32 protein-coding genes are annotated in these 26,218 nt (G+C 68.9%); 7 read left to right on the top strand and 25 right to left on the bottom strand.

Annotated features, from left to right (window positions below):
• Window positions 1-9: 9 nt before the first annotated feature.
• The 9 genes from ACIBVQ_RS11510 to ACIBVQ_RS11470 all read right to left on the bottom strand — a co-directional run bounded on the left by ACIBVQ_RS11510 (window position 10) and on the right by ACIBVQ_RS11470 (window position 9,562).
• On the bottom strand, window positions 10-906 hold the full coding sequence (locus ACIBVQ_RS11510) for a hypothetical protein (protein WP_399177081.1): 897 nt from the start codon (window positions 904-906) through the stop codon (window positions 10-12).
• A gap of 66 nt (window positions 907-972) precedes the next feature.
• Window positions 973-1,872, bottom strand: a complete 900-nt coding sequence (locus ACIBVQ_RS11505; RefSeq protein WP_399177079.1) for a glycosyltransferase family 2 protein — start codon at window positions 1,870-1,872, stop codon at window positions 973-975.
• Between the two features lie 17 nt (window positions 1,873-1,889).
• On the bottom strand, window positions 1,890-3,437 hold the full coding sequence (locus ACIBVQ_RS11500; RefSeq protein WP_399177077.1) for an oligosaccharide flippase family protein: 1,548 nt from the start codon (window positions 3,435-3,437) through the stop codon (window positions 1,890-1,892).
• A 56-nt stretch (window positions 3,438-3,493) separates the two neighbouring features.
• Complete coding sequence (locus ACIBVQ_RS11495) at window positions 3,494-4,531, bottom strand: hypothetical protein (protein ID WP_386192074.1); 1,038 nt, start codon at window positions 4,529-4,531, stop codon at window positions 3,494-3,496.
• A gap of 5 nt (window positions 4,532-4,536) precedes the next feature.
• On the bottom strand, window positions 4,537-5,850 hold the full coding sequence (locus ACIBVQ_RS11490) for a DUF4910 domain-containing protein (protein WP_362780758.1): 1,314 nt from the start codon (window positions 5,848-5,850) through the stop codon (window positions 4,537-4,539).
• Window positions 5,840-6,883, bottom strand: coding sequence for an SDR family oxidoreductase (locus ACIBVQ_RS11485; RefSeq protein WP_362912588.1), 1,044 nt, complete (start codon window positions 6,881-6,883; stop codon window positions 5,840-5,842). Before ACIBVQ_RS11485 ends, ACIBVQ_RS11490 begins: the two co-directional genes overlap by 11 nt.
• Before the next feature lie 5 nt (window positions 6,884-6,888).
• A complete protein-coding gene (locus tag ACIBVQ_RS11480; RefSeq protein WP_352010851.1) occupies window positions 6,889-7,539 on the bottom strand; it encodes a PIG-L family deacetylase in 651 nt (216 codons plus the stop codon).
• Window positions 7,536-8,330: a sugar phosphate nucleotidyltransferase gene (locus ACIBVQ_RS11475; protein WP_399177074.1), complete on the bottom strand. Its 795-nt coding sequence runs from the start codon at window positions 8,328-8,330 to the stop codon at window positions 7,536-7,538. Before ACIBVQ_RS11475 ends, ACIBVQ_RS11480 begins: the two co-directional genes overlap by 4 nt.
• Window positions 8,327-9,562 (bottom strand): class I SAM-dependent methyltransferase, encoded by a 1,236-nt coding sequence (locus ACIBVQ_RS11470; RefSeq protein ID WP_352010853.1) that lies wholly within the window; start codon window positions 9,560-9,562, stop codon window positions 8,327-8,329. The genes ACIBVQ_RS11475 and ACIBVQ_RS11470 overlap by 4 nt, the downstream gene beginning before the upstream one ends.
• Window positions 9,563-9,693: 131 nt before the next feature.
• Here ACIBVQ_RS11470 and rfbC point away from each other — a divergent pair, with 131 nt between their 5' ends.
• Window positions 9,694-10,293 (top strand): dTDP-4-dehydrorhamnose 3,5-epimerase, encoded by a 600-nt coding sequence (rfbC, locus tag ACIBVQ_RS11465; RefSeq protein ID WP_399177072.1) that lies wholly within the window; start codon window positions 9,694-9,696, stop codon window positions 10,291-10,293.
• A gap of 148 nt (window positions 10,294-10,441) precedes the next feature.
• Here the strand turns inward: rfbC and rfbD are convergent, their stop codons facing one another.
• The 7 genes from rfbD to ACIBVQ_RS11430 all read right to left on the bottom strand — a co-directional run bounded on the left by rfbD (window position 10,442) and on the right by ACIBVQ_RS11430 (window position 16,935).
• Window positions 10,442-11,299, bottom strand: coding sequence for a dTDP-4-dehydrorhamnose reductase (gene rfbD / locus ACIBVQ_RS11460; protein WP_362912582.1), 858 nt, complete (start codon window positions 11,297-11,299; stop codon window positions 10,442-10,444).
• Entirely contained in the window at window positions 11,296-12,297 is a 1,002-nt protein-coding gene (gene rfbB / locus ACIBVQ_RS11455) for a dTDP-glucose 4,6-dehydratase (protein WP_352010856.1), read from the bottom strand. The genes rfbD and rfbB overlap by 4 nt, the downstream gene beginning before the upstream one ends.
• Window positions 12,294-13,361, bottom strand: coding sequence for a glucose-1-phosphate thymidylyltransferase (locus ACIBVQ_RS11450; protein ID WP_362912578.1), 1,068 nt, complete (start codon window positions 13,359-13,361; stop codon window positions 12,294-12,296). The genes rfbB and ACIBVQ_RS11450 overlap by 4 nt, the downstream gene beginning before the upstream one ends.
• Window positions 13,362-13,363: 2 nt before the next feature.
• Window positions 13,364-14,818 carry a sugar transferase gene (locus ACIBVQ_RS11445; protein ID WP_352010858.1) on the bottom strand — a complete coding sequence of 485 codons (1,455 nt, stop codon included), beginning with the start codon at window positions 14,816-14,818 and terminating at the stop codon, window positions 13,364-13,366.
• Between the two features lie 251 nt (window positions 14,819-15,069).
• Entirely contained in the window at window positions 15,070-15,426 is a 357-nt protein-coding gene (locus ACIBVQ_RS11440) for a hypothetical protein (protein WP_399177069.1), read from the bottom strand.
• A gap of 40 nt (window positions 15,427-15,466) precedes the next feature.
• A complete protein-coding gene (locus ACIBVQ_RS11435) occupies window positions 15,467-16,087 on the bottom strand; it encodes a GntR family transcriptional regulator (RefSeq protein WP_362912576.1) in 621 nt (206 codons plus the stop codon).
• Window positions 16,084-16,935 (bottom strand): DMT family transporter, encoded by an 852-nt coding sequence (locus ACIBVQ_RS11430; RefSeq protein ID WP_399177067.1) that lies wholly within the window; start codon window positions 16,933-16,935, stop codon window positions 16,084-16,086. The genes ACIBVQ_RS11435 and ACIBVQ_RS11430 overlap by 4 nt, the downstream gene beginning before the upstream one ends.
• Window positions 16,936-17,035: 100 nt before the next feature.
• Between ACIBVQ_RS11430 and ACIBVQ_RS11425 the strand changes: the two genes are divergently transcribed.
• Window positions 17,036-17,458, top strand: a complete 423-nt coding sequence (locus tag ACIBVQ_RS11425; protein WP_352010862.1) for a ribonuclease domain-containing protein — start codon at window positions 17,036-17,038, stop codon at window positions 17,456-17,458.
• Between the two features lie 6 nt (window positions 17,459-17,464).
• Window positions 17,465-17,965: a barstar family protein gene (locus tag ACIBVQ_RS11420; protein ID WP_386192053.1), complete on the top strand. Its 501-nt coding sequence runs from the start codon at window positions 17,465-17,467 to the stop codon at window positions 17,963-17,965.
• Window positions 17,966-17,998: 33 nt separating this feature from the next.
• Here the strand turns inward: ACIBVQ_RS11420 and ACIBVQ_RS11415 are convergent, their stop codons facing one another.
• The 5 genes from ACIBVQ_RS11415 to ACIBVQ_RS11395 all read right to left on the bottom strand — a co-directional run bounded on the left by ACIBVQ_RS11415 (window position 17,999) and on the right by ACIBVQ_RS11395 (window position 19,851).
• Window positions 17,999-18,220, bottom strand: a complete 222-nt coding sequence (locus ACIBVQ_RS11415; protein ID WP_399177064.1) for a BldC family transcriptional regulator — start codon at window positions 18,218-18,220, stop codon at window positions 17,999-18,001.
• Between the two features lie 13 nt (window positions 18,221-18,233).
• Window positions 18,234-18,467: a hypothetical protein gene (locus ACIBVQ_RS11410; protein WP_399177062.1), complete on the bottom strand. Its 234-nt coding sequence runs from the start codon at window positions 18,465-18,467 to the stop codon at window positions 18,234-18,236.
• A gap of 369 nt (window positions 18,468-18,836) precedes the next feature.
• Window positions 18,837-19,235, bottom strand: a complete 399-nt coding sequence (locus ACIBVQ_RS11405; RefSeq protein ID WP_399177060.1) for a hypothetical protein — start codon at window positions 19,233-19,235, stop codon at window positions 18,837-18,839.
• The gene (locus ACIBVQ_RS11400; protein WP_399177058.1) at window positions 19,232-19,627 is read right to left on the bottom strand and encodes a hypothetical protein; all 396 of its coding nucleotides are present in this window, start codon (window positions 19,625-19,627) and stop codon (window positions 19,232-19,234) included. The genes ACIBVQ_RS11405 and ACIBVQ_RS11400 overlap by 4 nt, the downstream gene beginning before the upstream one ends.
• Window positions 19,624-19,851: a hypothetical protein gene (locus ACIBVQ_RS11395; RefSeq protein WP_399177057.1), complete on the bottom strand. Its 228-nt coding sequence runs from the start codon at window positions 19,849-19,851 to the stop codon at window positions 19,624-19,626. Before ACIBVQ_RS11395 ends, ACIBVQ_RS11400 begins: the two co-directional genes overlap by 4 nt.
• A gap of 259 nt (window positions 19,852-20,110) precedes the next feature.
• Here ACIBVQ_RS11395 and ACIBVQ_RS11390 point away from each other — a divergent pair, with 259 nt between their 5' ends.
• The 3 genes from ACIBVQ_RS11390 (at window position 20,111) to ACIBVQ_RS11380 (ending at window position 22,427) form a co-directional block, all read left to right on the top strand.
• A complete protein-coding gene (locus ACIBVQ_RS11390; RefSeq protein WP_399177055.1) occupies window positions 20,111-21,256 on the top strand; it encodes a hypothetical protein in 1,146 nt (381 codons plus the stop codon).
• A gap of 15 nt (window positions 21,257-21,271) precedes the next feature.
• Window positions 21,272-21,586, top strand: coding sequence for a 4a-hydroxytetrahydrobiopterin dehydratase (locus ACIBVQ_RS11385; RefSeq protein WP_399177052.1), 315 nt, complete (start codon window positions 21,272-21,274; stop codon window positions 21,584-21,586).
• A gap of 130 nt (window positions 21,587-21,716) precedes the next feature.
• Entirely contained in the window at window positions 21,717-22,427 is a 711-nt protein-coding gene (locus tag ACIBVQ_RS11380; protein ID WP_399177050.1) for an HAD family hydrolase, read from the top strand.
• Between the two features lie 288 nt (window positions 22,428-22,715).
• Here ACIBVQ_RS11380 and ACIBVQ_RS11375 read toward each other — a convergent pair whose 3' ends face one another.
• The 4 genes from ACIBVQ_RS11375 to ACIBVQ_RS11360 form a co-directional block, all read right to left on the bottom strand.
• Window positions 22,716-23,042, bottom strand: coding sequence for a hypothetical protein (locus tag ACIBVQ_RS11375; protein WP_352010872.1), 327 nt, complete (start codon window positions 23,040-23,042; stop codon window positions 22,716-22,718).
• A 266-nt stretch (window positions 23,043-23,308) separates the two neighbouring features.
• Entirely contained in the window at window positions 23,309-23,800 is a 492-nt protein-coding gene (locus tag ACIBVQ_RS11370; RefSeq protein ID WP_352010873.1) for a GNAT family protein, read from the bottom strand.
• Between the two features lie 40 nt (window positions 23,801-23,840).
• Window positions 23,841-24,539, bottom strand: coding sequence for a hypothetical protein (locus ACIBVQ_RS11365; protein ID WP_399177047.1), 699 nt, complete (start codon window positions 24,537-24,539; stop codon window positions 23,841-23,843).
• A 229-nt stretch (window positions 24,540-24,768) separates the two neighbouring features.
• Window positions 24,769-25,344, bottom strand: a complete 576-nt coding sequence (locus ACIBVQ_RS11360; protein WP_352010875.1) for a TetR family transcriptional regulator — start codon at window positions 25,342-25,344, stop codon at window positions 24,769-24,771.
• Window positions 25,345-25,420: 76 nt separating this feature from the next.
• Between ACIBVQ_RS11360 and ACIBVQ_RS11355 the strand changes: the two genes are divergently transcribed.
• Entirely contained in the window at window positions 25,421-25,990 is a 570-nt protein-coding gene (locus ACIBVQ_RS11355) for a dihydrofolate reductase family protein (RefSeq protein WP_399177044.1), read from the top strand.
• The last annotated feature ends 228 nt before the right edge of the window (window positions 25,991-26,218 follow it).

The raw sequence follows: 26,218 nt of genomic DNA, 5'->3' as shown, positions 1-26,218 counted from the left end.
GCGCGGTCCTCAGCTCACCCGGGCGAGAGCCTCGGCCTCGTACGCCAGCGCCAGTTCCTCGGGCATCGGGTCGAGGTCGGCACAGCGCACGAAGTCGCGCAGGGTGGTCCCGGTGCAGGCGGCGTCCACGTTCACCGCGCCCCTGCGCGCCCGGACGTCGTCGATGTTCACGGTACGGAAGTCGATGCTGAAGCGGGTCCTGCCGGAGGTGTTCGGGACCGTGGAGTGCAGCTGGGCACCGGAGAACAGCATCACCCCGCCCGGCTCGGGCACGACCCGTACCTGCGGGTCGAGCTCGATCGGCTCCTCCGGCTTCGGCTGTTCCCTGGTGTCGCTGCGCACGTGCTGGGCCGCGGAGAGCCTGCTGCTGCGGTTCCACTCGGCGTAGTCGTAACGGGCGCTGCCGTTGCGCACGGGGGCGTCGAAGTAGGCCGGGTGGAAGGCCATCACGTTCTCCGGCACCACCGGGTAGATCGGGATCCACCAGTTGACCTGGTTGAACGGCGCCGAGTACCAGCAGTCCCGGTGCGGGTGGAAGGCGTAGGAGATGCCGGAGGTAAGGTAGTCGTTCGAGGTCGAGGTACGCATCCTGGGGACGTCGAAGTAGGTCTGGTCAAGCCAGCAGCCCAGTTCCTCCAGCACGGCCGGCAGGAGCTTCTTGCACTCCGGGTGGTGGATGAACCGGGGCTTGAGGTCGGCCAGCAGCGCCGCGAACTCCTCGACCTGCATGTCGTACTGGGCGGTCTCCGGGTCACGGTCGCCGAAGGCGTCGGCGATCAGTTCCTGGGCGAAGGCGATGAGGTCCCTGGAGGCGGGCGTCGAGGAGTAGACGAACACCTTCCCCTCGTAGAGCAAGCCGCGCCGGGTGTCGTCGTCCACCACGCTGTTGGAAAAGACGGTGGTCATCCTGTGCTCCTTGTCCGCGACGTTAGGGGCTTACGGGGGTTGGCTGGGGTTGGGGTCCCACGGTGGTCAGTTCCCGGGCCTGAGCGCCCCGGTGGCCAGCCGTACGAGCTTGCGGCCGCGCCGGGACACCACCCGCCGCTGGCGGCGGGTGTACATCTGGCGGGCGGCGGCACGCGCGCGGCGCCGCTGTTCCTCGGTCAGCCCGAGGTCGGCCTCACGCAGCCAGTGGAGGATCTCCATGTACTGCAGGGTCGTCGAGAAGTGCACCTGCCAGCCGGGGACGCCGAGACGGCCGCTGATCACGTTCATGCTCTCGTGCTTCCAGTGCCGGTGGGCGAGCACCTCGTGCACGTGGCCCCACGGCCCGGCCAGCGCGAGCTTGGTGGCGAACACCTCGTCCTCGCGGAGCATGTTCCGCCGGGGGATGGACATCACGGGCTCGCGGCGCATGAGGCCGTACAGCGGGTCGATCAGCAGGTGGCTCTCGTTGAGCAGACGCAGCATCTCGGCGAACCGGTCGACCGGGTCGTCGGAGAGCAGCCCGCTGCCCTCGTAGGCGCTGGTACTGGTCGTGCCCTCCGGGTCGGTGTAGGACATCTGCGTGGTGACGAGGATGAGCCGCTCGTCCTCCGCGAACGCCCCGAGCGTGGTGGAGACGTAGTGGGACTCCAGCCGGTCGTCGTCGCCGATCCACCGGAAGAACGTCCCCCGCGCGTTCCTGCCCGCGTACATGAAGTTGTTGAGCAGCCCGATGTTCTCCGGGTGCCGCCGGTAGACGATCCGCTCGTCCGAGCGGGCCAGTTCCCTGCAGAGCTCCTCGGTGCCGTCCGTCGAGGCGTTGTCGCAGATCAGCAGTTCGATGTTCCGGTGGTCCTGCGCCAGCACCGACCGGATCACGCCTTCCAGCCGATCGGCGCCGTTGCGCACCGGAAGTCCGATGGACACCAGTGTGTCGGAATCAACCATCCGATTTCCTTCTCGGGTCAACGTGAACGTGCCGGGATCAGCCCGGTCACCCGGCTGCCCAGTTGCTTGAGTACCGCCTGCGGTACGACGACCAGGACGTAGACGAGCAGCCCCGCGCCGCCGGCCACGGCCAGGTGGACGAAGGGGATGCCGTCGCTGATGACGGTGACGAGCGTCACCGTGACGGCGGCGCAGAGCACCCCGCCGAGCACCGGGCGCCCCAGGGCGGAGACGACCGGGCCCAGGACGACACCCGCGCGGCGCATCGTCAGCACGGAAAGCGGTACGGCGACCACCAGCGCGACCACCGCGTGGGCGATCGCCGCGCCGCGGATGCCGCCCATCTGGGCGCCCAGGATCAGGCTGGGAATCAGCGCGACCGCCCAGCCGAGGTTGAGCCACATGGTGGCCTTGGTCGCGCCCATGGCGGCCAGGATGTCCACCACCAGCGCCGTCATCATCCGCACGACCATGAGGACCGACAGGAAGCTCAGCACCTCGGCGGCCGGTTCCCAGCGCGGGATGTACAGGAAGCCGATCACCGCGGGCGCGAGCACGCCCAGCAGGACACCGAACGGCAGCACGATGGACAGCAGCAGCGGTATGGCCCGCTGCACCCCCTCGGAGACCGAGTCACCGCCCTGCTCGGCGAGCCTGGAGAAGCTGGGCAGCGCGACGTAGCGCACCGCGGTGCCGACGAGCCCGGGGACCCAGCTGGAGATGTTGAAGGCCAGCAGGTAGAAGCCGAGTTGCTCGGCGCCGAGGGCGTCGCCGACGATGACGGAGTCGACGTTGAGCAGCAGGCCCTCGATGCCGAGGGTGACGCACAGCGGCAGCCCGAAGACCAGCAGCTTCTTGGCCATGGCGCGGTCGAGGCCGAAACCGACCTTGACCCTGGCGTACAGGACGACCAGCACCCCGGTGGCGACGGCGCCCAGGAGCTGACCCCAGGCGAAGCTGTAGGCCCCGGCGCCGTTGGCGGCGAGGGTGATGGTGACCGGCGCGGTCACCAGGAAGCCGACCAGGTTGGCCTTGGTGAGCTTGTCCTGCTCGAACCTGCGCAGCAGTGCCGCGCTGCGCACGGCGGTCAGGCCGTAGACCAGGTTGACCGCCGTGAGGACCCGGATCACCCCGGTCGCGCTCTCGCTGCCGGACATCTCAGCGAAGTAGGGGGCGAAGACCCAGAAGAACGCGTACAGGAGGGTGCTCGACGTGATCGCGACGACCGTCGCCGTCGGCGCCATCTCCTCAAGCTTGCCCCGCCACTGCACGGTGGCCGCGATGATGCCCGCGTCGTTGATGTAGATGACGAACTGGCTGGCGGCCAGGGCGATGGCGAAGATGCCGAACTCCGCCGGCACGAGCAGCCGGGCCATGACCAGGCTCATGGCGAAGGAGCCCGCCTTCATCACCATGTTGCCCAGCACGCTCCACCGCAGCCCCCGGCCCGCCTGGCGGCCGATCTCCCCGAGTTGGGAGGCGGGCGTGTCCGGCCCGCCCTCCGGATCGGGGGCCCCGGACTCCGCCTTCGTCACGACCGGCCCGGAGTCCTGCGTGTGTTCCATCTCTTACCTTTCACCGTTCGCCGCCGAACCGCCGTCGCCGCAGCGTCCCGGTCCGATCAGGCGGGCTCGTGGACCCGCTCAAGCCAAATCTCCCGCCAGAACGGGAGGAACTGCCGGGGGCAGCTCACGCTGTACGCGCCCGCGCAGACGATGTCCTCAAGGATGATGCAGGGGCTCTTCATCGTGAGCATGCGACCGGTCTTCTCGTCGATGCACCGGTCGACCCGGGTGAGGACCCGCGCGGTCTTCCCGCAGTACCGCGACATCTCCTCCTCGAACCCCATCCCCCGATTGAGCAGGTCCTGGTTGAGGGTCTTGAGGATCTCCTCCTTGGGCTTGATCCGGACGAGCTCTCCCGGCTGGAGGTCGAGCGTCATGCTCGGCGTCGCCCCGGTGAGCCGCCCCTTGACGAAGCCCCATTTCAGGCCGCCCCTGATCTGCAGCCACGACGGCAGGAACCGCCGGCTGCGCTCCTGGTAGCGGTTGAACAGGCCGACCAGGAGCGCGCGGAGCGTGAAGAACACACTCGCGTTGCCCGTCTTCACGTCCGTGACGTACTGCCCGAACTCCTTCAGCGGCAGGCAGGTCGGCGCGGCGCGCAGCAGCTCGGTCGCCTGGCAGGAGTAACGCTCCTGCCCGTCCTCCCCCGGCTCCTTCCTGGACGCCACCTCCAGGATGGGCAGCAGCGCGCGGCCCTTCGCCAGACCCCCTGACCCCTCGGCCTCCTTGGCCGGTTCCGGCTCCGGGGAACCGGGATCGACCCGCTTGAGCCAGGACTCCTTCCAGTACATCAGGCAGGCCGTCTGGCATCCGCCGTGCGCCGACCCGTCGCAGCGCGCCCCGGTGAGGTGTACGGCACGCTCCATCCTGCGCATGCCGCTGCGGCTGATGGTGTCGCACAGTTTGTAGGCGACCTTGTGCACGGTGAGCCGCTTCCCGCAGAAAGCCAGCATCTCCGGCATGAAGGGCAGCTCGTCGAGCTCTCCCCTCTCGTCCAGAGTGGCCATGATCTCGGCCTCGCTCAGGACCTCAACCGTCTCCCCCACCCGGAGGTTGAGCACCCCGGGCTCCGTGACGGCCTGCAACCGCGTCATCTCCACTACTCCTTGAGGAGTCCTGCACCACGCAGGGCCTGTGCCGCTTCCGCCACGACGGCGAAGGGCAGGTCTGACTTTTCGGCGATGTCGAGCAGGGTGTGCTCTCCGTCGGAGAGGTTCAGCACCCACAACATCGCCATCTGGGCCTGCTTGGTGTCGCTACGGCCCCCCAGCGAGCCGTACAGTCCCCGCCGGCCGAGCTGCGGCTCGCCGTACGGGCTGAGGTTGAGGTAACGGCGGTTGCCTTCGAGTACCCGCGTCACCTCCCAACAGGTCTCCAGCGTGTCGGCCATCGCCTCGGGCGAGACGAAATCCGGGTTGTCGCCCGAGGTGTGGTACTCCGGGTATCCGGCGTACGGCGTCCTGGTGAGGGAGCCGACGGGCAGGTTGAATCCGGGCGAGCAGTACTGCCGCTCGTCGTAGCCGTACGGGGAGAAGTCCAGGACCGTGTGCTCACGCCCCGAGGAGCGCAGAACGTGCCGGACCGCCCTGTCGATCTCGGCGTCGGCCCGCCTGCTGCGCTTGTAGGTCAGCGATCCGCTGTCGCCCGCGCAGGCCAGCACCAGGCCGTGCTTGACGCGCCCGGCGCGCTCCCTGTTGCGCGCCAGCCAGGTGATGGCGCCGATGGTGCCCGGCGCGAACACGAACCGGTAGGTGTAGTGCGGGTCGCTCTTCGCGAGCCGCCGGGCGAGGCGGGTGGCGACCGCGACGCCCGCGAGGTTGTCGTTGGCCAGGGAGGGGTGGCAGACGTGGCAGGAGATGAGTACCTCGTCGGTGCTGCGCCCCGGCACGACGTGCTCGCCGTAGGTGAGGTGACCGTCGGCGAGCGTCGAGTCGATCACCACCTCGTACGGCCCCGGCCCCATCGCCGCCAGGGTGTTCTCCCTGAGGCAGAAACCCCAGGTCTCGGCGTAGTAGCTGGTGCGGTACGGAACCAGGTCCGGCTGCTCGGGCAGGGTGTGCAGGTGCCCGCGCAGCTCGTCGAGGGTCATGGTCGCCGAGACCGGCACGCTGTAGCCGACCACGTGCAGGTTCGACGCGGCGAAGTCGATCACCCGCTCGCCCGAGGGGTCCTTGACGTAGGCGTCGCGGATGTTCCACTCTCTGGGCACGGTCCAGTCGAGGACCTCGGTGCCGGTCGGCACCTCGCTGACCTCCAGCGGGATCTCCCCGGAGACGATCTCCAGCGTACGGCGCAGCCCGTCGCCGGTGATGCTCCTGCAGAGCGGGTAGAGCCGCTCGACCAGGGCGTGCATCTCACGGCCCTCGGTCTCGCGGCTCTCCCCTGCTGCCGTCTGGGGGGCGTCAGTTGTCACCGACGCCCGCCTCACGCGGTCTCATCGTCTCGTCCACGGTGCCGTCGGCGCTCCTGGCGGCCAGCTTGGCGAGCCGGGTGAAGCTGTTCTTGAACAGGTCCTCGGTCATCCCGAACCTCCGGTAGGCGTCGACCAGTTCGGCCGCGCCCGCCTTGACGCTCCAGCTCGCCTCGTAGCCGGGCAGCGCCGCACGGATGCGGGAGAAGTCGACCCGGTAGGAGCGCGGGTCGGCGCCCGCCTCACCGGTGATGACGAGCTTGGAGCCGGGAACCGCCTCCACGACCTCGGCCGCGATGTCCGCGACGGTCACGTTGTTCTGCTCGGTGCCCACGTTGAACGCCCTGGCGTGTACGGCCTCCCGCGGGGCGGCCAGCGCGAGCACGAACGCCTCGGCGATGTCCTTGGCGTGGACCAGCGGGCGCCAGGGGGTGCCGTCGGACAGCACCCGCACCTCGTTGGTCAGCAGGGCGTGGCCGACCAGGTTGTTCAGCACGATGTCGGCGCGCAGCCTGGGCGAGAACCCGAAGGCGGTGGCGTTGCGCATGAAGACGGGGGTGAAGTCGTCGTCGGCCAGCGCGGTCAGGTCGTCCTCGACCCGGACCTTGGACTCGGCGTACGGCGTCACCGGACGCAGCGGCGCCTCCTCCCCGACCAGCTCGTCGCCGCCGGAGGCGCCGTAGACGGAGCAGGTCGAGGCGTACAGGAACCGCCGCACCCCGGCGTCCCTGGCCAGCCTGGCCAGACGCACCGAGGCGTGGTGGTTGATGTCGTAGGTCAGCTCGGGCGCCAGCGACCCGAGCGGGTCGTTGGACAGCGCGGCCAGGTGCACGACCGCGTCGATCCCGGCCACGTGCTCGGCGGTGACGTCACGCAGGTCGACCCGGTGCCCGGCGGGGTCGGCCGGAGCGGGCCCCAGCAGGCAGTCGGCGAACAGCCCCGAGTCCAGGCCGATCACCTCGTGGCCCGCCTCGGTGAGTGCCGGGGCCATCACAGTTCCCAGGTAGCCCTGGTGCCCGGTCAGCAGCACGCGCATCCGGTTCATCCTCCAGCCAGGTCGAGAGTCATCTTGCTTGTGTAGAACGCCTCCGCGTAGCGCGATTGGCACTCGATGCCGCGGATGCGGGCCAGCCCCAGGAAGGCCTCACGGTCGTACCAGGGGCGTTGCCGTTGTGAGGGGTAGTGCTGTTGGAGCAGGGTCACCTTGGCCTCGGCCACCTCGGGCGTCAGCGGCTGGTAGACCGAGGGCCGCCCGAGGTCGCCGTCCCATTTGACGATCTCGTAGCCGAGTGCCTGGTGACCGCGGAAGGCGGTCGGCACCAGCTTGGCCAGGCCCCGGTGGTCCTGGTGGGCGTCGGCCGGGTTGGGGGCGAGGACCAGGTCGGGATCGGTCCTGGAACGCAGGTCCTCCACCGCGGCCTTGGCCTCCTCCCAGTTGGCCGGCAGCCGCCCGTCGGGCATCTTGAGCACGGTCAGCCGCAGGTCCGCCCCGGGGCAGAAGGCGGTCAGCGCCGCGTGCTCCTCCTCCTCGCGCTCGGTGCCGCCGCCGGAGAGCACCAGGGCGTCGACCCTGAGGCCGGGACGCGCGGAGCAGAGGGTCAGCAGGCTGCCGCCCGCCCCGATGGCGAGGTCGTCGCAGTGGGCGGCGAGCAGGACGACGCCGCCGACCGCCGCGGGCCGGAATCCGATCATCTGGACCGCACCTCCGGTTCGCGTTCCCACAGCGCCCACGGCCGGTCACCCCTGGAGTAGGCCTCGTCGAGCGCGAAGCGCTCCTTGACCGTGTCGGTCGGCTTCCAGTAGCCCCGGTGCGGGTAGGCCAGCAGCCTGCCGCGCTTGGCGAGCTGTCCGCAGCCGTCGGCGACGAGGTCACCGCCCGGCGGGATGTGGTCGAAGACCTCCTGGCGGAGCACGAAGTAGCCGCCGTTGATCCACAGGGGCATGTCGCTGACCGGGGTGATCCCGCCGACCATGCCATCCTCGCCGAGTTCGATGCAGTGGAAGGTCTCCGCGGGCGGGACGACCATCATCGAGGCTCCGGCGTCCGAGGCGGCGAAGCGGTCGATGATCTCCGGCAGCGGCGCGTCGGTGAGCACGTCCGCGTAGTTTGCCAGGAAGATCTCGTCTCCGTCGAGGTGGTCGCGGACCCGGCGCAGCCGTTCGCCGATCGGCGAGTCGATCCCGGTCTGCACGAACGAGATCGACCAGTCGGAGATGTCGGTGGACAGCAGTTCCACCTCTCCCCCGCGCAGGACGAAGTCGTTGGAGGTCGTCTCCTGGTAGTTGAGGAAGAAGTCCTTGATGTGGTGCGCGCCGTACCCGAGGCACAGGATGAACTCGGTGTGCCCGAAGTGTGCGTAGTAGCGCATCACATGCCAGATCAGCGGCCGGGGACCGACGAGCTGCATCGGCTTGGGCACGTCACCGGGGGTGCCGCTGCGCATCCGCGTGCCGTACCCGCCGCAGAAGAGGACGACCTTCACGGGTTCACCTCGACTATCTCCAGGTTCGGGATGGGGAAGACCAGCCGCCCGCCCCACTCGTGGACGTAGGCCAGCTGCGCGGAGAGCTCCTCGCGCAGGTTCCAGGGCAGCACCAGCACGTAGTCGGGCCGGTCCTCGGCGATCCGCTCGGGCGCCACGATCGGGATCCGCGTGCCGGGGGTGAACCTGCCGTGCTTGTACGGATTGCGGTCCACGGTGTAACGCAGCAGGTCGGGCCGGATCCCGCAGTGGTTGAGCAGCGTGTTGCCCTTGCCGGGGGCGCCGTAGCCGACCACGGTCTTGCCCTGCTCCGCGGCTTCGACCAGGAACCTCAGCAGGTCCCGCCGTACCCGGGCGACCCGGGCGGCGAACTCCGCGTATCCGGACAGCTCGTGCAGCCCGGCCGCCTTCTCCGCCGCGAGCACCTCGACCACCCGGGAGGTGGGTTCGCCCGCGACCTCCTGGGGACGCGCCCACAGCCGGATCGAGCCACCGTGCGTGGGCAGCAGTTCGACGTCGACCAGCGCCAGACCGCCGGAGGCGAGGGCGCGCTGCGCCGAGGCGACCGTGTAGTACTGGAAGTGCTCGTGGTAGATCGTGTCGTACTGGTTGAGCTCCATCAGCGTCAGCAGGTGCTGCACCTCGATGGAGACCCAGCCGTCGTCGGCCACGAGCGCGCGCAGCCCCTGGGTGAACCCGATGACGTCGGGGATGTGGGCGTAGACGTTGTTGGCGACCACGAGGTCGGCGGGACCGTGCTCGGCCCGCACCTCGGCGCCGGTCTCCGGGCCGAGGAAGGCGGTCAGCGTCGGCACGCCCCTGTCCCTGGCGGCCTGGCCGACGTTCTTCGAGGGCTCGACGCCCAGGCAGCGGACGCCCCGGTCGACGACGTGCTTGAGGAGGTAGCCGTCGTTGCTGGCCACCTCGACCACGAACGAGTTCTCGTCGAGCCCGAGCCGGTCGGCCGCCCCGTCGACGAACCGCCTGGCGTGCTCGACCCACGAGGTCGAGTAGGAGGAGAAGTAGGCGTACTCGGTGAAGGTGTCCTCGGGAGTGATCAGCGGCGGGATCTGTGCCAGCCAGCACCCGGTGCACACTCTCAGGTGCAGCGGGTAGGTCGTCTCCGGCTCGTCGACCTGCTCGGCGGTGAGGAACAACTCACAGGGCGGCGTCGCCCCGAGGTCGACCACACTGGCAAGACTCGTGGACCCGCACAGGCGGCACGTTGTCATCAATACGCTCCCTCGCCGCGCGACGCGGCTCGACCGGTGACTTGCAAGATCGTTCCAATGAGGGCGAACCCTAGGATTTCGCCCAGCGGTCCTGGGGTGTTACAGCCACGCGCTGTGTCATGCTTCCGCCCATGGAACCCCTGAGCATCGACGGAACCTGGTGCCACACCCCGCGTGTCCACACTGACCCGCGCGGCGCCTTCCTGGAGACCTACCGTGCCCATGACCTGCGGGAAGCCGTCGGGCACGCGATCGATCTCGCACAGGTCAACTGCTCGGTCTCCCGGCGCGGCGTGCTGCGCGGCATCCACTTCGCGGACGTGCCTCCTGGGCAGGCGAAGTATGTCACATGCCTTTCCGGCGCCATCCTCGACGTCGTCGTGGACATCCGCGTCGGCTCGCCGACCTTCGGCCGCTGGGAGGCCGTACGTCTGGACGAGGAGTCCCGGCGCGGTCTCTACGTCGCCGAGGGACTGGGACACGGGTTCATGGCGCTCAGCGAACAGGCCACGGTCTCCTACCTGTGCTCCGAGCCGTACGCCCCGGGCCGCGAACACGGCCTCAACCCCCTGGACCCCGACCTGGGCATCGAGTGGCCCGCAGGCCTCGACCCCGTCCTCTCCGACAAGGACGCCGCCGCCCCCACCCTCAAGGAAGCCCTCGAAACCGGCCTTCTCCCGACCTACGAGGCGTGCCAGGCGTATTACCGGAAACTCGCCACCCAAAGCTGATCCGGTGTCGTGCGTGAGGAGCGTCGGCTTGGGCGCGTCGGTGCTTGGACTGAGGAGCGAAGGAGCGCAGCGGATGAGCGACGAGGGAAAGCATCGACTCAGGGCGCCCAAGCCCCGCGACGCCGAAGGCGGAGCAAAGAAGCACAGCTTAATCACTGACCAGGACTTTCGACTCTCGCAGGGCCTCTCGCCAGTCGCGCATCGGCGGTAGACCGGCCGTGGCCCAGCGGTCGTGGCCCAGCACGCTGTAGGCCGGGCGGGGCGCGGGCCGCGGGAACTCCGTGGAGGAGACCGGCCTGATCCGCCCCGGGTCGGCGCCGAGCAGCGTGAAGATCTCCCGGGCGAGTTCGTACCAGCTCGCCTGTCCGGAGCAGGTGGCGTGATAGATCCCGGGCTCCGGGGCGATCTCGGCCAGTTCGACGATCCGGGCCGCCAGGTCGCCCGCCCAGGTCGGCTGGCCGAGCTGGTCGTCGACGACGTCCAGGGTCGGCCTGCTCCCCTCCAGACCCGCGATCGTGCTGACGAAGTTCCCGCCCGCCGCGCCGTACAGCCAGGCGGTGCGCAGGACGTAACCGGTGTGCGGCAGCGTGTCGAGCACGGCGCGTTCCCCGGCCAGCTTGGTCCGCCCGTAGGCGTTGACCGGCGAGGTCGGCGCGTCCTCCGCGTACGGCTCGGCCCCGGTGCCGTCGAAGACGTAGTCGGTCGAGGGGTGGATCATGAGCGCGCCCAGGCGCTCGCACGCCTCGGCCAGCGCCCGCGCACCGTGCCCGTTGACGGCCAGCGCCTCGTCCTCGTGCGTCTCGGCGTCGTCGACCGCCGTCCAGGCCGCGCAGTTGACCACGACGCCGGGCCGGTGCTCGGCGACCACGTCCCGTACGGCCCGCTCGTCACGCAGGTCGAGATCGTCCCTGGTCAGGGCGACGACCGACTCCTCCCGCGCGCGCAGCAGGCCGAGCAGTTCGGCGGCGAGCATGCCGGAGGCGCCGGTGACCAGCCACCGGCTCATCCGTTCTCCCCGGCGACGGCCCGTTCCAGGGCGATCTTCTCCTCGGGGGTCCTGTCCTGGGCCTCGGCGGCGGCCTTCCACCAGTCGGGGTTGTCGGCGTACCAGCGGACGGTCGCGGCCAGGCCCCGTTCGAACGGCACCGAGGGCCGGTAGCCGAGGGCCCGCAGCCGGGAGTCGTCCAGGGAGTAGCGGCGGTCGTGTCCCTTGCGGTCCTCGACCCGCTCGACCATGTCCCAGTCCGCGTCGCACGCCTCAAGCAGCAGGGTGGTCAGCTGGACGTTGGTCAGCTCCGCCGTACCGGCGATGTGGTAGACCTCGCCGGGTTCGCCGCGCTCGGCGACCAGCCTGATGCCCGCGCAGTGGTCGGCGACGTGGATCCAGTCCCTGACGTTGCCGCCGTCGCCGTACAGCGGCACCTTGCGCCCCTGCAGGAGGTTGGTGACGAACAGCGGGATGACCTTCTCCGGGTACTGGTTGGGCCCGTAGTTGTTGCCGCAGCGTGTGATGGAGACCGGCAGGCCGTGGGTGACCGCGTAGGCCTGGGCGATCATGTCGCCGCCCGCCTTCGCCGCCGAGTACGGCGAGCGTGGCCGCAGCGGCGCGTCCTCGGCCCAGGAGCCGACGTCGATCGAGCCGTAGACCTCGTCGGTCGAGACCTGCACGACCCTGGGGGTCGAGGCTTCGAGGCAGGCCTGCATGAGGGTCTGGGTGCCCAGCACGTTCGTCCTGACGAACTCCCCGGCACCCGTTATGGACCGGTCCACGTGCGATTCCGCGGCGAAGTTGACGACGACGTCGTGCCCGGGGACCACCTCGGCGAGCAGTTCCGCGTCGCAGATGTCACCGAGCACGAACCTGTGCGGGACGCCTCGCAGGTTCGCGAGGTTGCCCGCGTAGGTGAGCTTGTCGAGCACCGTCACCGAGACACCGTCCGCCGCGAGCGTGCGGACGTAGTGGGAACCGATGAAGCCGGCCCCACCGACGACCAGGACCTTCATGAGCTGATCTGCACCTTGCTGTGATCGCCCAGCACGAGGCGGTGGGCTCTGGGGGTGTTGGGGGCGGGGGTGACCTCGACGTCGTGACCGATGAGCGAGGCCTCTATCCGGGAGACCCCGGAGATCGAGGCCCTGGGCAGCACGATCGAGTACTCGATCTCGCTGCCGTCGACCACGCAGTCCGCGGCGATCGAGGTGAAGGGACCGACGTAGCTGTCCAGGATTCGCGCGCCCGCGCCGATGATCGCCGGGCCGACGATGCGGGAGCGTTCGACCACGGCCCCCGGTTCGACGACCACCCGGCCGATCAGCTCGCTGACGTCGTCCACCCGGCCTTCCAGGCGGGTTTCGAGGGATTCGAGCACCAGCCGGTTGACCTCAAGCATGTCGGTGACGTTGCCGGTGTCCTTCCAGTAGCCGGAGATGACGGACGACTCGACCCGGTGACCCCGTTCGATCAGCCACTGGATCGCGTCGGTGATCTCCAGCTCGCCGCGCCACGACGGCTTGAGCTCGGCCACGGCCCGGTGGATCAACGGGGTGAACAGGTAGACGCCGACGAGCGCGAGGTCGCTCTTCGGCTCGGCGGGCTTCTCCTCAAGACCGACGACCCGGCCGTCGCCGTCCAGCTCCGCGACGCCGAACTGCCTGGGGTCGCCGACCTGGGTGAGCATGATCTGCGCGTCGGGCCGGTCCCGGGTGAACCGGTCGACGACGTCGCCGATGCCGCCGACGATGAAGTTGTCGCCGAGGTACATGACGAAGTCGTCCTCGCCGAGATAGTCCCGGGCGATCAGCACCGCGTGGGCGAGCCCGAGCGGTGCCTGTTGCCGCAGGTAGGTGACCTGCAGGCCGAGAGCGGAGCCGTCACCGACGGCCGCCTCGATCTCCGCCTGCGTGTCGCCGACGACGATGCCGATCTCCCTGATCCCGGCCGCCGCGATGGCTTCGAGCCCGTAGAAGAGCACGGGCTTGTTGGCCACCGGGACGAGCTGTTTGGCCGAGGTGTGGGTGATGGGCCGGAGCCGGGTGCCCGACCCCCCGGCGAGCACGAGAGCCTTCACAGCTAGTAAGCCCCTTCTCCGCCCATGACGGCGCTCCATGTCTTCCACAGGATCTGCAGGTCAAGGAAGAGCGACCAGTTCTCGACGTAGCGCAGGTCCAGGCGGACCGACTCCTCCCAGCTGAGGTCGGAGCGTCCGCTGACCTGCCAAAGTCCGGTCATGCCCGGTTTGACGACCAGGCGGCGGCGCACGTCGGCGCCGTACTGCGCGACCTCGCTCGGCAGCGGCGGGCGAGGTCCGACGAGGGACATCTCCCCACGGACCACGTTGAGCAGCTGCGGCAGCTCGTCGAGGGAGTAGCGGCGCAGGAACGCCCCCACCCGGGTGATCCTTGGATCGTTCCTCATCTTGAAGAGCACGCCGTCGAACTCGTTGCGCTCCTCAAGCTCGACCTTGAGCCGTTCGGCGTTGTTGACCATCGTGCGGAACTTCACGACGTTGAACTCCCGGCCGCCCCTGCCGACCCTGACCTGCCGGAACAGCGCGGGCCCGGAACTGGTCGTCCTGATCAGCAGGCAGATGACCAGCATCGGTACGGCGAGCAGCAGCAGCGCGAAGCCCGCGGCGGCCTTGTCGAACAGGCTCTTGGCGAGCTGTTTGGCGCCGTCGAACTCGGGGTGTTCCACGTGCAGCAGCGGCATTCCGGCCACCGGGCGGATGCTGATCCGGGGTCCGGCGACCTCCATGAGGGCGGGCGCGACGAACAGGTCGGTTCGCGCGTCCTCAAGACCCCAGGCGATCCGGCGCAGCGCGACGCCGTCCAGTTCGGGGCAGGCCAGGATGGCCACGGCGTCGGCGTCCACCTTGGCGACGACGGCGGGGACGTCGCTGAAGCCGCCGAGCACGGGGATCCCGTCCACGTCCATGTCGTCGGGCCCGGAGGGCAGGCAGGCCGCGGCCACGGTCATGCCGTGGTGGGGCTGCCTTCTGAGTTGCATGACCAGGTCGAGCACCGACTCCCGGTGCCCGACGGCGACCACCTGACGCATGTACTCGCCGAGGGCGCGCCTGCGGTGCAGCCGCTTGCGCATCCAGTAGCGGAAGGCGACCGTGAGCGCCAGCGCCAGCGGCAGCATGGCCATCACGAAACTTCGGGCGATCGTGGCCTGTGTGGCGTACGCCCCGATCGCGACGGCGGCCGTCAGTCCGACCCCGCCGTCGAAGACCGCACGGAACTCCTCTGTCCCCTCGCCGTGCGCGCGCTTGCGGTAGGCGCCGCCGACCGCCAGGAACAGGGGCCATGCCAGGGCGAGACCGAGCCCGAACAACGCCTCCGTCCTGGGGATGAAGGCGCCGAACCAGAGTCGAACTCCAAGGACGGTCTCACACGCGACAACCGCGCACGCGAGATCGCCGGCCAACAGAATCCGTGCGTAGGATCGCGTCCAGATACTTGGAGCGGTCCGCACTGAATCGCCGAGGAGCGTAGCAGCGGGCTCCTCTGTCCCCACTCTCATACCACCCCACCCAGATGCCCCATCGTTACCAGGTAACGGGACGCGCATCTCATTTCATTGGTTGACAGCTTTCCCGAATGCACCAGGAGCGTGGAAACCCACTGAAATCCTAGTGATCACCTCTGGGCAGGGGAATACAGCCTTACTGTCCACTACTGGCCGAAGAGGGACAGAAGGAACGCCTTGACGGAACGGTCCACGCGTGCACGATTACCACCGGTTGGTTTGAGGGCGCGCCGGACCGCACGACGTCAGTCGTACTCGAAGTCGGGCAGCGGATTGGGAGGATCAGGGCTGCGCCAGACCACGACATGACCCTCACCGAGGCTCTCGACGGCCTCACCGAGCCGCTCCACGTCGAAGTCAGGCAGGTACCGCAGGCGTGCGAGGAAGGTGGTGTCGGTTGCCGATTGTGGCACCACACATCCCTGTCCACCCCGGTTAAGTAAAATGTACAGTATGTCCGACTTGGTTTCCGAGTCACCCTCCACGCGAACTTCGACGACGTCTTCCCAGGCGAGAGCGTCGACGCTGCCGTCCGCGTAGTGACGGGCCACGCCTTCCTCCGTGACGTACACGTAGGAGTCCGGCACTGAATTGCCGTGCATGGCCGCGATTGTGACGACTACCGGGCGCCGGGTGCAAGCCTCATTCGCCCCAGCCGTGATCCAGATGCGCCGCCACCGCCCGCCTCGCCTTCTCCGGCGACCCCTCTCCGATCGCGTCGAGCAGCTCCCGGTGCTCGGCCACCAGCACCTCCCGGTCGGGATAGACCGTGCGCAGTCGTACCAGGCCGAGACGGGTCTCCGCGGCGAGCGAGGTGTAGAGCCGCTCAAGACGCGGGCTGCCGACCGCGACGACCAGGGCCTGGTGCAGCGCCATGTGCTCGGCCACCATCTCCGACCAGGGCGCGTCCGCGGGCAGCGCGGCCATCCTGCCCAGCGCCGCGTCCGCCTCCTCGACCCTGCGCCCGGCCAGCGTGACGGCCATCAGATCCTCAAGGGGGCGCCTGACGAACATCAGGTCGTCGAGATCGGCCACGGTCACCTCGACGACCTGCGCGCTGCGGTGCCGTTCCCGCCTGAGCAACCCCTCGTGCACGAGTACGGCCAGCGCCTCCCTGACGGTCGGGCGGGCCACGCCGTACAGGGTGGACAGCTCCTGCTCGGGCAACGGGGTCGCCGGGGGGATCTCCCCGGAGAGCACCCGCCTGCGCAGCGCGTCGGCGAGGGCGTTCACAGCGGAGACAGGGCGCAGGGGAACGGTCACGCCGAAGACCCTAACGCCGCCACGCGTTCGGGAAGGGCGACCACCACCAGGCTCGCGCCGAGCAGGGCCAGGCCGCAGGCCGAGACGAGCGTGAGCCGCTCACCGAGCACCACGACACCGAGCAGCGCCGCGACCGCGGGCTCGGCCAGGGCGAGGGTCGCCGCGGTGGCCACGGGTGTCACCCGCAGGCCCCTGCCGTACAGGACGTAGGCGAACGCGGTGGAGACGCAGCCGAGATAGACGGCGGTGAGCAGGCCACGCGGTTCGGCCAGCCAGGCGGTGCCCGTCCACAGCAGGACCGGCAGCATCACCACGGCCGCGCCGCCGAACATCGCGGCCATCACCGCGTCGGAGGGGACCCCGGTGGCGATCACCCTGGCCGCCGTCACCGCGTAGAACGCGTACAGCAGACCGCCGAGCAGCGCCAGCAGCACCCCGTCAAGGCGCACCTGCCCTCCCCCGCCGGTCAGTACGGCACAGCCCGCCACGGCCGCCGCCGTCGCCGCCGCCCAACGCCCCGACGGCACCCGCCCGTCGAGCAACCAGGACAGCAGTCCGGTGAAGACGGGACCGCTGCCGATGGCGACCACGGTGCCGACGGCCACCCCGGTCCTGCCGACGGCGGCGAAGAAACAGAGCTGGTAGGCGGCCACGGCCAGGGCGGCGAGCGGGAGCATCCCCCCTCGGGGCAGCCTGGGCAGGAGTCTGCGCGCGGCGACCACCAGCACCAGCCCTCCGAGGACCAGTCGGGCGGCGGCCAGGGAGACCGGATCGACTCCGGCGGCGAGCATCCCCACGGTGCCCGCGGTCCCCCAGAGCACGGCTGCGGCGACGACGGCGAACTTCATTCGGACATTGTCTGACAACTAGACAATGTCTGTCCAATCCTTGCGTCGGCCACACACCCCCGGCCGTTTTTCCTGACGTGGTCACGGGTAGCTTGGCCAGGTGACACCTCGGGGAACCGCCGCTCTCGTCTCGTCCGCAGTGCTGTCCTTGGTGATGGCGCTGTCCGGATGCACGACCCCCGAGCAGCCGGCCCGCGCCAGTAGCGCGCCCGCGGCGAGCCCTCGGGCTGACGGCACGATGCCCACCAGGACGCTGTCGGCGCTGCCTCCCGAGGCCGCCGCCACCTGGAAGCGCATCCGGCAGGGTGGCCCCTTCCCCTACTCCCGCGACGGCGTGGTCTTCCAGAACCGGGAACGCCGCCTGCCCGTCAGGCAGCAGGGCTACTACCACGAGTACACCGTCCCGACCCCCGGCAGCCGCGACCGGGGAGCACGGCGCCTGATCAGCGGCGACGGGACCCGGGAGCTCTACTACACCGGCGACCACTACCGGACTTTCGTCATCGTCGACGTACGGAGGTGACCGACGTTGCCCAGGGGAACGTTCGAGGAGGGGCCGGCCGCCCAGGAGAGTCTGCGCACCCTGCGCGCCATCCGCGGCCCGCAGGACCCCACGGTCGCGAAGGCGACGGAGATCACCGAGTCGTCCTCGGGGGCGCCGCGCGTCTCCAGGGTCACGGAGGTCCCCGAGGTTCCCGGGGTCGCCGAGCAGGTGGAGACCGACCACGGCGACGCCGTCACGCACCGGGTCGACGGCTCCGGGATCACCACCTCGGCGGAGGCCATGTCGGCGATCGCCGAGGCCCTGTCGTTCCCCGAGTACTTCGGGCACAACCTCGACGCCCTCTACGACTGCCTCACCGACCTCGAATGGCTGCCTGCCGGTGAACACCTGCTGGTCTGGACGCGCTCCTCGACACTGCGCGAGGCCGACCCGCCTGCGTTCGAGTCGATCCGCTCCGTCCTCTCCGACGCCGTAGCCGACGACACCGCCTCAGCGGCGTTCCTCTCGGTCCTCCTCCCCGACTGACCCACGTCTTTCGCGGCTTTTCTGGATGCCGGATCAGCCGGCGTCGAGCAGGGCGTTGATGTCGCTCTCCCGGTAACGCCGCTGCCTGCTGGGCGTCCTGACCGAGGGAATCTTCCCCGTGAGGGCCCACCGGTTGACGGTCTTGGGGTCCACACCGAAGATCCGCGCGACCTCACCGGGAGTGAGGAGACGTTCGGTGGTGCCGGGCCCGGTGGCGAAGGTGCCGTCAGGGGCGACGGCCTTGAGGGGGGACATTGGAGGGACTCCTTCAGTGGCGGCTGCGGTGGATGATCTCGTCGTGGCGGGCCAGTGCTCCGGCGAGGCGGCGCAGTGTCGTACGGCCGAGCATGTCTCTGGCCCCGGCCCTGCGCTGGTCGGGTCGCAACGGCCGGTACCGGATGGCCCACCATGTGGGCAGGCCGGGCAGGTGGAGGCGTTCGTACCGCCAGGCGGGGTGGGTGCTGATGAGCAGGTCGATCAGGCGTCGCTCGTCGTCGGTCATGGTCGTCCCTGGGTGCGGGAGTGGTTGGAAGCGGGTGCCTTTTCAGGGGCGGGTGCCTTTTCAGGGGGCGGGTGCCCGGCCCCGAGCCGGGGAGCACGACGGCCGGGCACCCTGGAGGAGGACCGGCCTCCGCATATGGAGACCGGTGCGCCAGGCGGCTCCCCTTCCCCAGCACGAACAGCGTGCGTGGAAGCCACCTCGCGAAGGTGTGCGGCCCAGGTCCCTCCTACCTGAGCCGCACGTTCGAGGAGGTACGGCGGGCGACGGGTGGGATGAGTCTCCACCGCCCGCCGTACCGGCTTTCAGGGGGTTGAGTGCGGTCCAGGTCCCTCATCCCTGGACCGCACGCTCAAGGGGTCGCCGTACCGGCTATGGGGAGCGCAGCAACCTGCGCAACGCCGTAGCGCGACCCGACACAGCCGTAGCGCGACCCGACACAACGGTCTGACCAGGACATACGGCCTGAACGGTCCGGGAGACCCGGGCGGCCCGGATCTGGATGGCACGGGCGACGGCGACGGCCTGAATGCTCGGCGGCACCACCTGAGGCACCTGGGTGCTCAACTTCCGATCCAGCTCCTCGGCGGACTCGGCCCGCACCAACAGCACCTCCCCGGCGTACGGTCTGCCGGACAGGACACTCCGGTAGGCACTCCACAGCCCGGTCGTCGAGCTGTGGAACACCAGCCAGCCCGGGTGGGCCGCCTGCACAGAGTCACAGGTTCGATCGGAGAACTCGGAAACCTGACGAGGAATCCAGACCGTCATGCCGCCCTCCCACCCGGCGAACTCCCTCTGGCGGACACCGTCTCCCCGCCGGGCACCTCAGCGACCGCCACCACGGAAGGCCCTCCCCGCCTACGGGAAGCCCCGCCACGAACCGGCGCCGGGGAAGACCGCACCGCGAGCCGCATCGCCTTGATCATCTCCGCCTCCCGCATCCGCTCCTCCAACCCGTCACCCGTGACGTCCTCGACGACCACCGGCCGCGGCCCGTCCCAGGCGGCCATGGCGTAGAAGCACCGTCTCCCCAGGCTGTAGAGCACCGTCCAGTCCGCCCACGCCCGATCGATCCGCTCGGCCTCGGCGCGGGCCGGGCCGTCCCAGACCCGCCGATACACCGCCGCGTACGGCAGCCCGTCCCGATGCCGCCCGGTCACGAGGACACCCCCGCAACGGCGCCCCGGGCCTTCTCCTCCTGCTCGGTGACGGCGGCCTGGACCTCCTCAAAGGTGTCGGCGTCCACCGTCGGCTCCGCACCGGCCCGCAACGCCGTACGCGGGAAAGCCCGGTTGCGGATGGCCCAGAACCGGCCGGTGTCGCTGATGATCAACCGCCAGCCGGGGATCGCCGGTGCGGTCGTCGTGGACGTGCCATCGTGCACGACTCAGACCTCCTCTGTTCGATCAAGGAACCTCTCGGTGGTTCAGCCGCCGGGCGAGTCCGCCGGTTGCCTCAAGTGCTGATCTGTAGTCATCACAGCGCGTTAAGTACACGCGCGAACAGGTGGCAGTGAGGGAGACTGAGGGAAGTCGTGGTTCCCCAGCCCCGTGAAGAGGTGCGTTGCGATGCCCGGCACAACACCCCCATGGGCCGTGCGGCTACGGGCCGAACGACGTAAGCGCCGCTGGACCCAAAAGGAAATGGCGCGAGAACTCGTCAGGGCCGCCGGGTCGGAAACGCAGAGCCGCCTTCCCGAACGTGAAAGCATCATCCGCAACATCAAGAAATGGGAAGCTGGCGAACACCAGCCCAAAGACCCCTACCGCCTGCTGTACTGCCAGGTGTTCTGCCTTGAAGAGGCCCGGCTCTTCGATTCCGCCCGGCCAGAACAGCGCACCATCACCGACGTGGACGCAAGTACCATCGAGCCCACTCCGTACCCGCCCCATCAAGGCCCCGTAGCACCGGAGCTCGTCATGTACTTCCTCGAACAGCTTCCCGGCCACTACAAGGCCGACATGTGGCTAGGACCTCGCCACCTCATTCCCACCGTCGCAACCCAGGCTCAGCTGATCAGAGAACTCGCCCAAGCAGCTGACGCGCCCGTGCGCCGTGGCCTGTTGAGCGCCGGAGTCGCCTACGCGGCGCTGCTTGGCTGGCTCTACCAGGACGCGGGCGACATCAAGCGCTCCGGAAATTGGCGAACCCTCACTCTGGATATGGCCCATCGTTCCCAGAACCCGCAACTCATCAGCTATGCCCTCACCAACAAGGCGATGCTGGCCGTCGATCTGGAGGACGGCCGGATGGTGGTCGACTACGCAGAGGCCGCGCTGACCGAGGAGAGCAAACTGTGCCCAAAGGTCCGCGTTCTCGCTCTGGTGCATCAGGCGCATGGCCATTCGATGCTTCCCGCGAAGGACAAGGAGCAGGTCGATCGTCTCCTTGACCGGGCGGCCGAACTGGTAGGTCGTGTGGATGACGAACACCCGTGGGGCAACGCATGCCGCCGAACCCCCGGATACATCGACATCCAACGGGCGACCGCGTACCTGCGGCTCGGGGCCTACCGTGAGGCCATCACGCTCTGGGACCAAATCCTGGGCGCAGCCCCGGAATCAGCCCGGCGCGACAACGGCGTTTTCTGGGCGCGTCAGGCAAGCGCTCTGGCGGCGATTCCCGAGCCGGAACGAGTCATCCAGATCGTTTCGACCACCGCACCGATCGCTCAGGGCACAGGATCGGTGCGGCTATGTCAGGAGCTCAAGGCCATTCCGCGACACGCGACGGCATGGGCGGCCACCGCTTCAGGCCGGGAACTGGCTGAGATCATTTCCTTGGTTTGACCCCTCACGATGGAGATGACGATGACCCTCCACCCGTTGTCCGATGAGGAGATCGCCGAGCGTCTGGCCGGGCTGCCCGGCTGGGAACGGAACGGGCACACGATCGAGCGCACCTTCCAGCACACCTACCACGAGTGCGTCCACCTGGCCATGTACGTCGCGGCCAAGGCCCGCGAGGTCGGACACCACCCCGACATGCACATCACCTGGCAACGCATCCGCTTCGCCGTCACCACCCACGACGCCGGACACCGCCTCACCGCCAAGGACTTCGACCTGGCCCACCACATCGACGCCATCGCCACCGCCCACGGCGCCGAACCAGCCTGAACACGCCCCTCCCTCACGCCTGGCGTTGAGGCCTCCCCTCACCGGGAACCCCGCATAAAGTGATCCTCTTACCGACATTTGATCTTCGGGCGATCCGGATTCCGACAAGAGCGAGCCGTACATCGAGGGGGTGGCGGTGACCCGGGTGGTGTTGTGGGACATCGATCACACACTGATCGACATGCGAGGCATCGGGCGTGAGCTGTCGGCGCAGGCGTTCGAGCGGGTGACCGGGGTGGTCATGCGGCAGCAGGCCAGGATCGACGGCCTCACCGAGGCGGTGATCTTCCGGGAGACCGCCCGGCTGCACGGCCTGACGACCGGCAGGGATGATTTCGAGCGGTTCGCCGCCGCCCTGGCCGAGGCTCATCTACTGCGGCGGGTTGAGGTACGACAGCGGGGCCATGCCCTGGCGGGAGCGGCTGCCGCGCTGCAAGCCGTGGCCGACCGAGACGGGGTGGTGCAGACGGTGGTGACCGGTAACGTCCGCGAGGTCGCCCGGTTCAAACTGCACACGTTCGGGCTTGACCGTGCCATCGCCTGGGAGGCGGGCGCGTTCGGTGAGGACGACGACGTGCGGGCCGAACTGGTGCGGATCGCGGTGAAACGCGCCGCCGCCCTGTACGGCGGGCCGTTGGAACCGCACGAGGCAGTGGTCATCGGCGACACCCCGGCTGATGTGGAGGCCGCCGTTCAGAACGGTGTGCCGGTCATCGCGGTGGCGACAGGCCGCACCGGGGTCGAGGAGCTTCGACAGGAGGGCGCGTCCTGTGTCCTGCCGGACCTGAGCGACACCACACGCTTCCTGGAAGCCCTCCACGACCACGCCCACTGCCCCTGACCCCTTACGTGGAAGGCCACCCCATCCGGGTCCGTACGAAGACGGGTTCGCCGGGAGACCGCTGGTTCACGCGAACATGCCGCTAAAGCGGTGATCTCCCTGTCGAAGAAGGAGATGAGGAAGAGAGGTTGTCACTCATCGCCCTGAAGGGTTCGCAGGCAACGCCCACATGATTGGGCCCGTGATCGCCTCAAGCTGCGGCGCTCATCAGGCCTGGAGGGATCTCACCCCGACAAGCCCCGCGATCCTGGCACCGGTGCGGGTGCCAGGGGGTGCGTCAGGGCCTGCTCACACGGCCATCGGGCGTGAGGTGTTGCGGGGCTGGAGGGCCTCGGTGCGTCGGACGGCTCCGGCGACCGAGTTGGCCGTCGCCACGCAGTGGGCGCAGAAGTTACCTTTTCTGCCTGGCTCACAGGTGCAGAACCAGCGCAGGTCCTCGTCGACGATCTGGAACCGTACACAGGCGGCGTCGTCGTCGACCTCCGCCGTGATCAGCGTCGGGCAGAACCTGACGAGCTGGACGGCGCCCGCGCTCTCCAGGTCACCGCCGTGAGCCAGCGCCTCCTGCGACGCCAGCTTCGCCTCGAAGCCGATCAGCCTCGCGATGTCATCCACTGTGGATCGCCTCCCCCTTTCTCAGTGTGGACGCGCCTTAGAAGCCAAAGGTTCCCGTTTCCGAGAAAACTCTATATTTCCCGAAAAACGATTAGCTTCCGCCCCCCGCGTTGTTCATCAGCTGTTGGCACGGCGCCCACCCCGGCACCCGTTTCCCCGCCCTGACCAGGGCGTCAAGCACGGATATTGCAGCTATCGACAAACTCCCCTATAGCGCGAAAAATCCTGCTTTGGGATCAGTATTTTGGCCCGTACGGTCCATTGGATCAGTCCGTGGCCAGGCGCGCGTGCCGCTCCACGTCGTGCCGCACGCCCCCGTAGTTCAGCTTGGCCCGCTCGACCCCCTCGGCCGGGAAGCCCGCCCGGGTCGCCACCGTACACGAGGCCGGGTTGTTCATCCGGTGCCCGAGTTCGAGGCGGAACAGCCCCCGTTCGGCGAAGGCCCAGCGGGCCAGTTTGGTGACGGCCGCGACCGCCACGCCCCGGCCCCTGGCGTGCGGAACCGTCCAGTAGGACACCCAACCGGTGTCGTGCGCGTCGATGTTGCTCACCGCGACGTTGCCGACCACCTGGCCGCCGGAGACGACCGCGAAGGCGTGGGCGTCGTCACGGAAGCCCCACGTCCCCATCCATTCGAGCGCGGCCCGCCGCGTGTCGATCGGCCGTGCCGCCTGGTCGGCCATGTCGGGCGACTCGAACGCGCCGATCACGACCCCCACGTCGTCCGGCCCCCAGCCGCGCAGCTCCACCTCAATCATGCCGTGCAGGGTATTTCCCCCGGTCCTCCGCGAAAAGCCCTCAGACCGCGAAGCGGTAGATGTCCCTGAGCCAGCCGCCGTGCTGAGAACAGACCCCGTCGAGCCCACCGGACATGCTCACCTTCTCGTCCACACACATGACCAGGTAGCCCCGGCCCTCGGAGAAGTTGTCGATGCAGTCGAACACCTGGCAGGCCTCCGTCACGGGCGTGGTCACCCTGGCGCCTGACGCGCAGTAGGTGAAGCCGTAGGCGTTGGCGGGCGCGCCGCACGTGTCCACGGTCCCCGGCGGAGGAGCCGTGACGGTGACGGTGACCGTGGGGGTGGCCGCGACGACGGGAGCGAGGGTGACCGTCTCCCGCACCGTCTCCCTGACCGTCACGGTCACCGTCGGTGTGGCGACGGGCAGCGGAGCGGCGGGTACGGCGGGCTGCGCGGGCGGGGCGGTCGCCGTGACGCGGGGGGCGCCGCTTCTGCGGTAGGAGCCGGTGCCGAGATACCTCTCCTGCCAGCCGGTCATGCCCGCCCCGACGGTCAGGGCGACGTCGACCGTCCGGCAGGTGCGGGCCGCGCAGACGCGCTGCTTCACGGTGAACCGCCTGGCGACGCCGTACGTGCTGGTCACCCGGGCGGAGAGGTAGGACTTCCCGCCGACCTTCAGGATCGAGGTCTTCACCGTCTTGGTGCCGGCGGCGGCCACCTGAGCGCCCGCCGCCCGCACTCCCTCGGCAGAGGCCACCTCGCGCACGGTCGCCGCCGAGTTCACCGAGCTTACCGATGAGGTGGAAAAGCCACTTTCTCCACTTAACTCACCAAGCGCTCCAAAAGCCACTAAAACCGCCACAACAGCCCCGGCGACCAGCGCGAAAATTCTCATATCACCACGAATATTCTGTTCATCGAGGTTTCACGAAACGACAATTCTCGCCACTTATATCACGCTTTGTAGTGCTTTTTTGTCGAAACGGTCACCCCTCCGGGATGAGGCGTTCGACCGCGCGTTCGACCAGCTCACGTGCCTGTTCCTCCCCGAAGACCCCGGGCAGCGTGAGCCGTTCCACGATCAGCCAGTTCATCGCCAGATAGAGCAGGGTCACCGCCGTCGCGTCGCCGGGAAGCCCCGAGTTCAGGTGATAGCCGATGTTCGCGTCGACGTCCGCCCTGATTCTCGGAGTGAGCACGTCGCGCAGCCCGGGCCTGCGGGTCGCCTCAAGGCGCAGTTCGAGCAGGGCCAGATAGCCGGCCCGGTAGGTGCTGACCCGCTCGACCAGCTCGTGCATGAGCTGCTTCACCCGCTCGCGGTCACGGGTGCCCTCAAGGCTCCTGGCCACGGTCTCGGCGTCCGGCTCAAGGTGCTCGTAGACGCGCACCCCCGCCTGGGTCAGCAGGTCGTCGCGGTTGGCGAAGTAGTTGGAGGCCGTACCGCCCGGCACCCCCGCCTGGGCGTCCACGGCACGGAAGGTCAGGCCGCGCGCGCCCTCGCGGGCCAGCACGTCGATGGCGGCGTCGAGCAGCGCGGCCCGTCTCGCCTGGTTCTGTCGCATCTCGGTTGACACCACTCCACATGTAGTACTACGGTCCAAACCACTACGAACATAGTACTTCAAATGGAGTGAATTTATGCGAAAGCTTGTCTACTACATCGGTGTCAGCATCGACGGCTACATCGCGGGCCCTAGCGGCGAGTACGACTTCTACCCCCTGGCCGACGACATGACGACGTGGATGAACGCCAGGTACCCGGAGACCGTCCCCGCCCACGTCCGGGTGCACTTCGGCCTCGACGCGCCGAACAACCGCTTCGACACGATCCTGATGGGACGCGGCACCTACCAGCCCGCCCTCGACGCCGGGATCACCAGCCCCTACACGCACCTGAGGCAGTACGTCGTCTCGACCACCATCCCCGAGATCGCCGACCCCACGGTCGATCTCGTCTCCGGCGATCCCGTGGAGCTGGTCCGCGCGCTGAAGAAGGAGGACGGCCTGGACATCCTGCTGTGCGGGGGTGGCAAGCTCGCGGGCTCCCTGCTCCCGGAGATCGACGAAATGATCGTCAAGAGCTACCCCGTGGTCGCGGGCGCGGGCGTCTCAGCCTTCTCCGGGGCCTTCGGTCCCACGCTCTTCACCCCGGCCGCGAGCCGCTCCTTCAGCAACGGCGCGACCGTCACCTGGTACGACCGGGCCTGAGCGGCCCTACCCGCCAAGGCGGATCCTCGCGACGCCTCCGCCGTACACGCGTTGTCCGAGAGGCGGCCGTGACCTGCGACCTCCGCAGGTGGGAGCCGCATCGCTTACCGGGAGGTAAGTAGCTGACAGGAGAGTGGGTACTTGAGGAAATCCTGGCCGGGAACCAGCATCGAACCGTCCCCGCCGGCAGGACAACCCATCTCTCTCTGGGACCTCCCACCTCTGGGA

Source organism: Streptosporangium sp. NPDC049376 (assembly GCF_044466505.1).
Taxonomy (GTDB): Bacteria; Actinomycetota; Actinomycetes; order Streptosporangiales; family Streptosporangiaceae; genus Streptosporangium.
Note: the sequence above shows the minus strand (reverse complement) of the source record. Positions and strands in the feature narration are given on the sequence as shown.